This is a genomic window from Kocuria oxytropis (assembly GCF_040981195.1).
Classification (GTDB): domain Bacteria; phylum Actinomycetota; class Actinomycetes; order Actinomycetales; family Micrococcaceae; genus Kocuria; species Kocuria oxytropis.
Genome location: NZ_JAVFXA010000015.1, coordinates 54,323 through 65,224, shown reverse-complemented (window position 1 = coordinate 65,224; position 10,902 = coordinate 54,323). Strand labels below are relative to the sequence as shown.

Annotated in this window: 10 protein-coding genes; 3 read left to right on the top strand and 7 right to left on the bottom strand. The window is 72.5% G+C overall.

Annotated elements, in window-relative coordinates:
- The 4 genes from QYM41_RS14625 to QYM41_RS14610 form a co-directional block, all read right to left on the bottom strand.
- Window positions 1–260 (bottom strand): aldehyde dehydrogenase family protein (locus tag QYM41_RS14625; protein WP_368800507.1); only part of this gene is annotated, 260 nt, incomplete at its 3' end.
- 68 nt (window positions 261–328) lie between these two features.
- Complete coding sequence (locus QYM41_RS14620) at window positions 329–985, bottom strand: cyclase family protein (RefSeq protein WP_368800506.1); 657 nt, start codon at window positions 983–985, stop codon at window positions 329–331.
- Complete coding sequence (locus QYM41_RS14615; protein ID WP_368800505.1) at window positions 972–2,429, bottom strand: purine-cytosine permease family protein; 1,458 nt, start codon at window positions 2,427–2,429, stop codon at window positions 972–974. Before QYM41_RS14615 ends, QYM41_RS14620 begins: the two co-directional genes overlap by 14 nt.
- Window positions 2,426–3,895 carry a sodium:solute symporter family protein gene (locus tag QYM41_RS14610; RefSeq protein ID WP_368800512.1) on the bottom strand — a complete coding sequence of 490 codons (1,470 nt, stop codon included), beginning with the start codon at window positions 3,893–3,895 and terminating at the stop codon, window positions 2,426–2,428. The genes QYM41_RS14615 and QYM41_RS14610 overlap by 4 nt, the downstream gene beginning before the upstream one ends.
- Before the next feature lie 177 nt (window positions 3,896–4,072).
- On the opposite strand from QYM41_RS14610, the gene QYM41_RS14605 reads away from it, so the two are divergent.
- From QYM41_RS14605 to QYM41_RS14595, 3 genes are read left to right on the top strand one after another with little or no spacing between them, the layout of a single operon-like run.
- Window positions 4,073–4,639, top strand: a complete 567-nt coding sequence (locus tag QYM41_RS14605) for a helix-turn-helix domain-containing protein (protein WP_368800504.1) — start codon at window positions 4,073–4,075, stop codon at window positions 4,637–4,639.
- Between the two features lie 52 nt (window positions 4,640–4,691).
- Entirely contained in the window at window positions 4,692–5,795 is a 1,104-nt protein-coding gene (gene speB / locus QYM41_RS14600; protein ID WP_368800503.1) for an agmatinase, read from the top strand.
- On the top strand, window positions 5,792–7,015 hold the full coding sequence (locus tag QYM41_RS14595) for an aminotransferase-like domain-containing protein (RefSeq protein WP_368800502.1): 1,224 nt from the start codon (window positions 5,792–5,794) through the stop codon (window positions 7,013–7,015). Before speB ends, QYM41_RS14595 begins: the two co-directional genes overlap by 4 nt.
- A gap of 79 nt (window positions 7,016–7,094) precedes the next feature.
- Here the strand turns inward: QYM41_RS14595 and QYM41_RS14590 are convergent, their stop codons facing one another.
- From QYM41_RS14590 to QYM41_RS14580, 3 genes are all read right to left on the bottom strand, one after another.
- Window positions 7,095–8,240: an ABC transporter ATP-binding protein gene (locus QYM41_RS14590; protein WP_368800501.1), complete on the bottom strand. Its 1,146-nt coding sequence runs from the start codon at window positions 8,238–8,240 to the stop codon at window positions 7,095–7,097.
- 72 nt (window positions 8,241–8,312) lie between these two features.
- Window positions 8,313–9,965 carry a glycoside hydrolase family 13 protein gene (locus QYM41_RS14585; RefSeq protein ID WP_368800500.1) on the bottom strand — a complete coding sequence of 551 codons (1,653 nt, stop codon included), beginning with the start codon at window positions 9,963–9,965 and terminating at the stop codon, window positions 8,313–8,315.
- Between the two features lie 110 nt (window positions 9,966–10,075).
- Complete coding sequence (locus QYM41_RS14580; protein ID WP_368800499.1) at window positions 10,076–10,900, bottom strand: carbohydrate ABC transporter permease; 825 nt, start codon at window positions 10,898–10,900, stop codon at window positions 10,076–10,078.
- Between the last annotated feature and the right edge of the window lie 2 nt (window positions 10,901–10,902).

Genomic DNA, 10,902 nt, shown 5'->3' with positions numbered 1-10,902 from the left:
AGCGGCTTGCCCATCTCCTGGGTGGCGATGACGGCGAGTTCGTCGGCGCGCTCGGCGAACAGCGCGCCGACGCGGGCGGCCACGGCCGCCCGCTCCTCGATCGGCCGGGACCGCCAGGCGCGGAAGGCGGCGTCGGCGGCGGCGAGGGCCTCCTGGACCTCCGCATCGGTGGCGGTCGGGAACTCGGCCAGCACCCGGCCGGTGGCGGGGTCGACCGACCGGTAGGAGGACGGAGTGGTGGTGCGGGGATCAGTGGTCATGGCGGGGTCTCCTCGTCGTGCATCGGATGTCGTCGGCGTGGGCGGCGTCGGGGCGCCCGGCGCAGGGTTCACAGCTGCATCGCCACCGCCCGGACGGGGGAGCCGTCCAGACCGCGCAGGCGCAGCGGCAGAGCGCTCAGCAGCGGGTCCGGCCAGGTGACGGCGTGCAGGTTCGTCAGGTTCTCGATGATGGCCCCGCCCGCTCCCAGGACCGCCGCGTGCACCGGCAGCTCGAGCGGGCCGGTCGAGGAGGCGTCCGGGGTGCGGTCGGGGTTGAGCGTGTCCACGCCGAGCACCCGCACGCCCGCGGACAGCAGGTGCTCGGCGATCTCCACGTCCAGCACGGGGTGCTCCAGGTAGCGCGGCGTGCCGAAGTGCCGGGACCAGTCGGTGCGGAACAGCACGATCGTGCCGGCCGGGACGTCCTCCAGCTGGGCGCGGACGTCGTCCCAGCGGATCACGTCGTGCTCCCGGAGATCCGGCACGTGCACGACACGGCCCGGGCCCACGAGGCGGGAGAGGTCGAGCTCGTCCACGGACGAGCCCCCGTCCACGGTGTGCAGGGGGGCGTCCACGTGCGTCCCGCTGTGGGTGCCCAGGTGCAGCTCGGCCACCTGGAAGCCGTCCCGCGGGACGGACGCCGCGAGCCGGGAGTCCACGGGCGGGTCCCCGGGGAAGACCTGCATGCCGGCCTCCACGGGGTGGCTCAGGTCAACGAGGAGCATCGGCGGTCTCCTCCGGCCGGCCGGTCCCGCCCGCCGTGGCGGCCCCGCCGCTCGTGTCCGGCACGGTGACCTCCTCCGCCGCGGCGGAGAGGTGGTGCTGCGCCGGGCGGCCCGCCACGATGCTGCCGGCCGCCACGGACCAGACCAGGTAGAGCAGCGCGGAGACGACGAACGTGGGGATCGTGGCGCCCACCGGGCTCGGCAGCACGGAGGTGAGCACGAGGGACGTGGCCGCGCCGACGACCCAGACCACCACGGCGGCGGGATTGACCCCGCCCCGGTACCAGTACCGGCCACCGCGTCCGCTCAGGATGTCTGCCGCGTAGGCGCCGCGCTTGACCACGTAGTAGTCCACCAGCATGATCGCGAAGACGGGGATGAACAGCGAGCCGATCAGGACCAGGAAGCCGGTGAACTGGTCCAGCAGGCCCAGCCAGGTGGACCCGAGGATCGACACGGCTCCCAGCACCAGCGCCGTGGGCAGGAACCGCACCCGGCGCGAGGGCGCGAGGTTCACCACCGAGGAGACCATGCCGTAGACGACCATGGTGTTGGTGGCCATGACCGACAGGAAGATCACCACCGCCAGGGGCGCGCCGAAGGCGGCGACGAGCACCGTCGGGTCGAATCCGACCGCCTCCCCGCCGTCGAGCACCACGTAGGCGATCGCGGTCGCCCCGAGGCTCATGGCGGTGACCGTGGACAGGACGTACCCGGTGCCCGAGCCGACGATCCCGGCGGACTGCGTCCGGGCGAGGCGGTTGAACTCCGCGGAGAGCACCGTCCAGGAGATGGCTGTGGCGATGACGACGTCGAGGACCGTGATGGAGGACCAGCCCGCCCCGGCGTCCACGGGCAGGGCGGCGAAGTCGGCCGGCGGGTAGGAGGTGAACGCCACGGTGAAGACCCAGGCCATGATCCCCAGGATCATCACCGCCAGCCACGGCTCGACCCGGGCGATGCCCTCGTGGCCGAAGACGGCCAGGGTCACGACCAGCGTCTGGCAGAGCACGGAGAACAGCACCGGGTTGGAGTAGCCGGTCGCCTGCTCCACCAGGAAGTTCACGGTGACACCGGCGAGCATGGCCTGCACCCAGCTCCAGCCCATGAGGATGACCACGTTCGCGGCCACCGGCAGGAAGGAGCCGCGCAGCCCGAAGGAGCCCTTGGTCAGGGACATGGTAGGGAGCCCGGTGCGCGTGCCCATGTTCCCTACGAGCACCAGCACCGTCCCGCCGATCAGCGTGCCCAGGACGATCATGCCCAGGGCTGTGGGCCAGGACACCCCCGGCACGAACAGCGTCCCCGTCAGCAGGGTGGTCACCACGAGGTTCGCCGCGAGCCAGATCATCCCGATCCGGCCGGCCCCCAGCGTGCCGCGCAGCGGGCCGTAGCCCTCGGAGTTCTCGTCCAGATGGTCCGAGAGTCGGGACCAGGCGCTCACGAGCGGGCCTCCGAGCGGTCGGTGCCGGCCGGGTGCGAGCCCGCGAGACGCTCGTCCCACCGCCGCAGCACGCCGGCGTGCGTGGGGCGGGACAGCAGCGACACCACCACGTAGACCAGCGCCGAGCTCAGCAGCCCCAGGTAGATGGGGGCGTTGGCCAGCACGCCGAAGGCCACCATGGACGCCACGGTCACCACGGAGCCCACGAGCATGGACAGGGCCGCGCCGAGGCTGGTGCCGCGCCGCCACACGAGTCCGCCGAGGATCGCGACGAGCAGCCCGCCCACCAGGATGTCGTAGGCGATGGTCAGGGCGGTGACGGTGTCCGCGACGAAGATCGAGATCACGGTGATCACCACGCCGAAGACGAGCACGTAGACCCGGTCCCCGCGCAGCGCCTCGGCGGTGCCCTCCGGGGCGGGGTCCGCGTCCCGCGCGAACAGGGACGTCAGGGTCGGGACCACGTCCACCCGGGCCACCGTGGCGGCCGCGATGAGGGCGCCCGAGGCCGTGGACATCATGGCGGCGACACCGGCGGCGAGCACGACCCCGCCGAGGCCGGCCGGGACGTACTGCTGCGCCATCGTGGCGAACGCGTCGTCCGGGGAGGCCAGCTCCGGGGCCACCACCGCGGCGGTCATCCCGATCACGGCCCCGGCCACGCCGTAGAGCCCCACGTAGCCGGCGGAGGCGAGCCCGCCCCAGCGAGCCACCCGGGGTGAGCGGGCGGTGAAGACGCGCTGCCAGATGTCCTGGCCGATCAGCATGCCGAAGCCGTAGACGACGAACTGGGTGACGATCGCCTGCGTGCCCATGCCGTCCCAGGTGAAGAACGTGGCGTCCAGGCGGTCCTCGAGCCCGCTCCAGCCGCCGGCGGCGGAGAGGGAGAACGGCAGGAGGATCAGGAACAGCCCGATCGTCATGAACACGAACTGCATCATGTCCGTGAGGGTGATCGACCACATCCCGCCGAGCACGGAGTAGGCCACGACCACCACGCCGCCGAGCAGGATCGCCCAGGCCCGATCCACCGGGAACAGGACGGAGAAGATCGCGGCGTACGCGGACGTGGACGTCACCGAGAGCATCACGGTGTAGGCCAGCATCACGAAGGAGGACGCCTTGGCCCCGCCGCGCTCGCCGTAGCGCAGCTGCAGCATCTGGGAGACGGTGAAGACCTTGAGGGACTGGATCCGGCCCGCGAAGAACAGGCTCAGCGCGGCCAGGCCCGTGGCGATCGCCACGACCAACCACATCCCGGAGATGCCGTAGGTGTAGCCGAGGCCCACCCCGCCCACGGTGGAGGCGCCGCCGAGGACCACGGCGGCCATCGTCCCGGTGTAGAAGCCGGGACCCAGGCGGCGCCCGGCCACCCGGTAGTCCTCGGCGTTGTGCGCCCGGCGGCTGGCCCAGAGCCCGACCGCCACCATGGCGGCCAGGTAGAGCACGATGATCAGCACGTTCATGGAGGTCACTGCTTCCTCGGGGCCTGCGCCCACGGGGTCGGTCGGGGGAGTTCTCGCCGAAGAGTTGCTCGACAAGAAACAAAAGTTGTCCCACATAGTATGATGCAGATCATGTTTTGGGAACGGGTCCGGGTCGTGACGGGTGGGTAGAACCGTCCGGGAGGAGGAGGCGTCGTCGTGAAAGCACTGCCCATCGAGAGCTCCGGTCACTCCGCCGCCGTGGGGTCGCGGCTGCGCAACCACCGGCGGCGCAGCCACATGACCATCGATCAGCTCGCCTCCGCGGCGGGTCTCACCAAGGGCTTCGTCAGCCGGGTCGAGCGGGACATGACCTCCCCGTCCGTGGACTCCCTGGTGCGGATGTGCCAGGTGCTGCGGATCGACGTGGGCGAGCTCTTCGCCGGACCCACCGACGTGGAGCTGGTCCGGCTGGGGGACGCCCCGCACGTGGACCTCGGCGGACGGGGGATCGAGGAGCAGCTCGTCACGCCCACGGCCCAGCGCAAGGTCCAGGTCATCCGCGCCCGCGTGGCCGCCGGCGGCCGCGGCGAGGACGCGATGTACAGCATGGACTGCGAGACCGAGGTGCTGCACCTGATCAGCGGCCGGTTCCGGCTCCACGTCCCGGACCGCACCTACGACCTGGAGGCCGGGGACACCGTGACGTTCCCCGGTTCCGAGCCGCACACCTGGGAGAACCCGGGCGCCGAGGACGCCGTGCTGCTGTGGATCCTCGCCTCCTGAGCTCCCCGCCCGACCCCCTCACCACCATCCCCCGTCGAGAGGACCGCACACCATGAACCCCGAGCGCATCACCACCACCGGCGACGACGGCACCCGCGTCGTCGGCCCCGTCAACGCAGCCCTCACCCCGCGCTGGGCCGGGCTGGGCACCTTCGCCCGCCTGCCGCGCACCGACGAGGTGGAGCACACGGACATCGCCGTGGTGGGCGTGCCGTTCGACGCCGGAGTCTCCTACCGGCCCGGCGCCCGCTTCGGCGCCAACCACGTCCGGGAGTCCTCCCGCCTGCTGCGCCCGTACAACCCCGCGCAGAACGTCTCCCCGTTCGCCGGCCGGCAGGTCGCCGACGCCGGGGACATCGTGGCCAACCCGTTCGACATCGCCGAGGCGATCGACGCCATCGAGGCGCAGGCCAAGGAGCTCATGGGCGAGCGCACCCGGCTCGTGGCCATCGGCGGCGACCACACCATCGCCCTGCCCCTGCTGCGCGCGGCCCACTCCCGCCACGGCGCGGTGGCGCTGCTGCACTTCGACGCCCACCTGGACACCTGGGACACCTACTTCGGCGCCGAGTACACCCACGGCACCCCGTTCCGCCGCGCGTACGAGGAGGGCCTGCTCGACACCGACGCCGTGTGCCACGTGGGCACCCGCGGGCCCCTCTACGGCACCGAGGACCTCGACGACGACGCCCGCTTCGGCTTCGGCATCGTCTCCTCCGCCGACGTCATGCGGCTGGGGGTGGACGCGGTCGTGGCGCACCTGCGGGAGCGTGTCGGCGACCGCCCGCTCTACGTGTCCCTGGACATCGACGTCCTGGACCCGGCCCACGCCCCCGGCACCGGCACCCCGGAGGCCGGCGGGATGACCAGCCGGGAGGTCCTCGAGATCCTGCGCGGGCTGCGCGGGACGAACGTGGTCGGCTGCGACGTCGTGGAGGTGGCCCCGGCCTACGACCACGCCGAGATCACCGGGGTGGCCGCCGCGCACGTGGCCTACGAGCTCATCAGCCTCCTCGCCCTGGGCCCCGGCGCGGCACCGGACGGGCCCGCGTACGGGCTGGCCGGGCACGTCTACGGGGACACCGACCCGTCCCCGTCCCCGGCGCAGGACCGGGAGCCGGGAGCGACGCCGGACCGGCCGGGGGAGCGACGGTGACCGGGGGCGCGGCCGTGACCCCGCGGCCGGACCACACCTCGCTGTTCGCCCACCGCTCCGAGGAGTTCCGGCCCTCCCCGGTGCGCGCCGTGTTCGAGATCGCGATGCGCCCCGGGATCATCTCCCTGGCCGGCGGCAACCCGGACATGAGCGTGCTCCCGCACGAGCTCGTGGCTGCCACGGCGGCGCGGATCCTCACCGAGCGCGGGCCCGAGGTGCTGCAGTACGGCTCCGGCGCCGGGATCGCGCGCCTGCCCGAACTGGTCGTGGAGCTCATGCGCCTGCAGGGCGCGGAGACCACGCCCGACTCGATCCAGATCACCGCCGGGTCCCAGGCCGGTCTCGACCTCGTGACCAAGCTGTTCTGCGATCCCGGCGACGTGGTCGTGGCCGAGGGCCCCACCTACGTGGGGGCCCTCGGCGTCTTCGGCAGCTACGAGGTCGAGGTCGCGCACGTGGACGTCGACGACGACGGGCTGGACCCCGAGGCGGTCGCCGAGCGGATCGACCGGCTGCGGGCCGCCGGCCGGCGGGTGAAGCTCGTCTACACCGTCCCGAACTTCTCCAACCCCACCGGGGTCACGACCACCGAGGAGCGGCGCCGCCGGCTCGTGCAGGTCTGCGCCGAGCGCGGCGTGCTCGTCCTCGAGGACGACCCGTACGCGCTGCTCGGCTTCGACCGCGCCCACCGGCTCCCGTCCCTGTACTCGCTGGATCCCGACACCGTGATCCACCTCGGCAGCTTCTCCAAGATCTTCTCGCCGGGGCTGCGGGTGGGGTGGATCGCCGCGGTACCGGCGGTGCGGGCCCGGCTGCAGATCGCGGCCGAGGCCGTGACCATCCACCCGTCCGTGCTCAGCCAGGAACTCGCCGCCGAGTACGTCGCCGGCGAGCACTGGCGGCCCGCCCTGGACCGGGCGGTGGAGCTCTACCGCTCCCGCTGCGCCGCCATGATGGCGGCCCTCGAGCAGTTCATGCCGGAGGGGGTGCGCTGGACGCGCCCGGCCGGCGGGTTCTTCACGTGGCTGGACCTCGACCCGGGCCTCGACCACGGGGACCTCCTGGCCCGGGCCGTCGCGCACGGCGTGGTCCTCGTCCCGGGCGGTGCCTGCTACGCGGACGGGCGCCCGTCCACGAGCCTGCGCCTGGCGTACTCCGCGGCCTCGGAGCAGGACATCACCGAGGGGGTCCGGCGGGTGGGCGAGATGCTGCGGGAGTGAGACGGAGGGCCGCCGACGTGCCGGGACCGTGCGTCCCGGCCGGCTGCGGGCCGGGACGCTGACGGTCTCCGCCGGCCGGTCAGCCGGGCAGGCGGTGGCCGGTGGCGGTGTCGAAGAGGTGGAGGCGTTCGGTGTCCGGGGTGACCCAGATGGTGGTCCCGGCCTTGGGCGGGGTGCGGCCCTCGACGCGGACGATGATCTCGTGGGCGCCGGGGCCCTCCGCGGGGTGACCGGCGTCCTCGGTCGGGTCGACCTGCACGATGGTGGTCGCGGCGGTGACCGGGGCGAGGTGGCCGTAGACGAAGGCGTCGGCGCCGAGCTCCTCGACCACGTCGGCGACGATCGGCAGCCCGGTGCCCTCGGCGCCCCGGTGCAGGTCCTCGGGGCGGATCCCGACCGTGACCCGCTCCCCGGTCAGGGCCGAGCGCTGGGCGGCGGTGAGTTCCAGGCGCAGCGTGCCGAAGGTCGCCTCCCCGTTCACCACCGGGACCCGGAACAGGTTCATCGCCGGCGAGCCGATGAACCCGGCCACGAACTCCGTGGCCGGGGCGTCGTAGAGCGCCCGCGGGGTGTCGACCTGCATGAGGTGCCCGTCCTTGAGCACGGCCACCCGGTCGCCCATGGTCATCGCCTCGACCTGGTCGTGGGTGACGTAGACGGTGGTGACCCCGAGCCGGCGGGTGAGGGAGGCGATCTGGGTGCGGGTCTGCACCCGCAGCTTCGCGTCGAGGTTCGACAGCGGTTCGTCCATCAGGAACACCTGCGGGGAGCGGACGATGGCCCTTCCCATGGCCACGCGCTGGCGCTGGCCTCCGGAGAGGGCCTTGGGCTTGCGGTCGAGGTAGTCGGTCAGATCCAGGATCGTGGCCGCCTCCTCGACCCGGGCCCGGCGTTCCTCGGCGGGGATCTTGGCGATCTTCAGGGCGAAGCCCATGTTCTCGGCCACGCTCATGTGCGGGTAGAGGGCGTAGTTCTGGAAGACCATCGCGATGTCCCGGTCGCGGGAGGGCACGTCGGTGACGTCGCGGTCCCCGATGTGGATGGTGCCGTCGGTGACCTCCTCGAGGCCGGCGAGCATCCGCAGGGTGGTGGATTTCCCGCACCCGGAGGGCCCGACCAGGACGAGGAACTCCCCGTCGGCGATCTCCAGGTCCAGCCCGGTGACCGAGGGCCGCTCGACCCCCGGGTACCGGCAGGTGACGTCGGCGTAGCGCACAGAGGACATGGTGGGTGCTTCCTTTCACGGATTCCGCAGCGGCGGAGGGCGGTGGGCCGGAGGTCGTGGACGCCCGGCGGGTCAGGGGACCGACAGCCAGGCGGTGTGGTCGGGCGGCAGCTGGGTGCCGGTGAGCGGGGTGCTGGTGAGCGGCACCTCGGCGTCGGCGGGCAGTGGGACGCAGACGTCGGAGAGGTTGACCAGGCAGCGGAAGCCCGGGCCGCGGTCGAAGGCCAGACACCCGTCGGGGGCCTGCGCCCAGGTGAAGCCGGTGGCGCGCAGCCCGGGGTGGGTCCGGCGGATCCGCAGGGCTGACCGGTACATCTCCAGGGTCGAGCCGGCCACCCCGTCCTGGGCCTCGACCGAGAGCGCCCCGAAGTGCTCGGGCTGGGGGAGCCAGGCGCCGTCCTCGCCGAAGCCGAAGGAGGTCCCGGTGCGGGTCCAGGGCAGCGGGACCCGCGCCCCGTCGCGTCCCTTGAGCGCGTGCCCGGTCCGGTGCCAGACGGGGTCCTGCAGGGCGTCGTGGGGGATGTCCGGGACCTCGGGCAGCCCGAGCTCCTCGCCCTGGTAGAGATAGGGAGAGCCGGGCAGGGCGAGCATCATCAAGGTGGCCGCCCGTGCCCGGTCCAGTCCTGTTCGGGGGTCGATGACGGGGTGGTGCCCGTCGGTGTTCAGCCACTGGTCCGGGTCGGCGCCCTCCGGCAGGGCCAGGCGGGAGGCGTGGCGGGGCACGTCGTGGGAGGACAGCACCCAGGTCAGGCCGCCACCGGCGCCGGCGTGGCCGGTCATGGCCTGGTTGATCACCGTCCGGTAGCGGTCGGCTCCCCATTCGGATTTCAGCAGGGAGAAGTCGAAGACCTGCCCGAGCTCCGTGGGGCGGGCATACAGGTAGGTCCGCTCGTTGGCGGGGGACCAGGTCTCGGCCACGGCCATCCGTGGCGGGTCGTACTCGTTGAACACGTCCCGCCACTCCTCGTAGATCGTGTGCACCTCCTCCCGGTCGTAGAGCGGGTCGGTGCCGTCCAGGGGCAGCATCCTGTCCAGGTGGGGCTGGTCGCGCAGCGGATGAGAGAGGTCCTTGGCCAGGGAGTGGGCCACGTCGATGCGGAACCCGTCCACGCCCCGGTCGGCCCAGAACCGCAGCGTGTCCTTGAAGTAGGCGCGCACCTCGGGGTGGTCCCAGTTCAGGTCGGGCTGCTCCTTGGCGAACAGGTGGCAGTACCACTGGCCGTCCTCCACGCGTTCCCAGGCCGGACCGCCGAAGTGGGAGACCCAGTCGGACGGCGGGGCGACCCCGCCGGGACCGGTGCCGTCGCGGAAGATGTAGCGGTCCCGGGCCGGGGAGCCCTTCGGGCAGGCGAGGGCCTCCTGGAACCAGGGGTGCTGCTCGGAGGTGTGGTTGGGGACGATGTCGACGATGATCTTGATCCCCAGGCCGTGGGCGGCGGTCACGACCCGGTCGAAGTCGGCCAGGGTGCCCAGGCGCGGGTCGACGTCGCGGTAGTCGCTGATGTCGTAGCCGCCGTCGGCCAGCGGGGAGGGGTAGAAGGGGCTGAGCCAGACCGCGTCGACGCCCAGCTCCGCCAGGTACGGCAGCCGGGACAGCAGCCCGCCCAGGTCCCCGGTGCCGTCGCCGTCGGAGTCGGCGAAGGACCGGGGGTAGACCTGGTAGACCACCGCGGTGCGCCACCAGTCCGGGTCGGTGGCGGGGGAGCGGGTGGGGAGAGGGGACACGAGGACTCCGTCCGTGGGTGGGAGGCAGGGGTGGGGTGCGCCCGCCGGGCGCCTGGGCCGGTCCGCGGCGGCACCGCGCCGGTGCGGCCGGCCGGTCCGCGGTGTGCCGGTCAGCCCTTGACCGAGCCGGCGAGCATGGCCTTGACGATGTGGCGCTGGAAGAAGAGGAACACCAGGATCATCGGGGCCATGATGAGCAGGGACCCGGCGTTGAGCAGGACCACGTCGGTGGAGTACTGGCCGACGAAGTTCTGCAGGGCACCGGCCATGGTGCGTTTCTCCGGGTCGTCCATCAGCACGATGGCCAGCAGGAACTGGTTCCAGGTGGAGATGAACATCAGCAGCGCCAGGGACGCGATCGCGGGCAGGGCCAGGGGCAGGTGGACGGCGCGGAAGGACTGCCAGGCGTTGGCGCCGTCCATGGACGCGGCCTCGGAGAGCTCGGCCGGGGCGTTGAGGAAGTGGGCGCGCATCCAGAACACGGCGAACGGCATGTTCAGGCCGATCAGCGGCAGGACCAGACCCAGGCGCGTGTTGAGCAGACCCATCTCCCGGATCTGGTAGTACAGCGGGACGATCGTGACCTCGAAGGGCAGGGTCAGCCCCAGCAGCAGCAGCACGAAGAGGACCGACCCGCCGGGGACGCGCAGCCGGCCCAGGGCGTAGCCGGCCATGGTGGCCAGCAGCACGCCGAGGGGCACCACGCCGAGCACCAGCAGGAGGCTGGAGCCGGCCAGGGTGGTGATGTCGGCGACGTGCCAGGCGTCGACGAAGTTGTGCCACTGCGGGTCGACGGGCCAGCTCAGCCCCGACGGCACGGATCCTTGGGGCTGCAGGGCGGTGGAGAGCATGCTCAGCAGCGGGAAGACCGAGAAGACCATCGCCAGCAGCAGCAGGGCCACTCCGGGGATCTGGGTGCTCGTGGAGGTTCGCATGA

What these genes read in the sequence shown, in the direction of transcription:
- QYM41_RS14580 (WP_368800499.1), bottom strand. Translation starts at nt 10,900, where the DNA reads ATGCGAACCTCCACGAGCACCCAGATCCCCGGAGTGGCCCTGCTGCTG.
- QYM41_RS14590 (WP_368800501.1), bottom strand. Translation starts at nt 8,240, where the DNA reads ATGTCCTCTGTGCGCTACGCCGACGTCACCTGCCGGTACCCGGGGGTC.
- QYM41_RS14610 (WP_368800512.1), bottom strand. Translation starts at nt 3,895, where the DNA reads ATGAACGTGCTGATCATCGTGCTCTACCTGGCCGCCATGGTGGCGGTC.
- QYM41_RS14620 (WP_368800506.1), bottom strand. Translation starts at nt 985, where the DNA reads ATGCTCCTCGTTGACCTGAGCCACCCCGTGGAGGCCGGCATGCAGGTC.
- speB (WP_368800503.1), top strand. Translation starts at nt 4,692, where the DNA reads ATGAACCCCGAGCGCATCACCACCACCGGCGACGACGGCACCCGCGTC.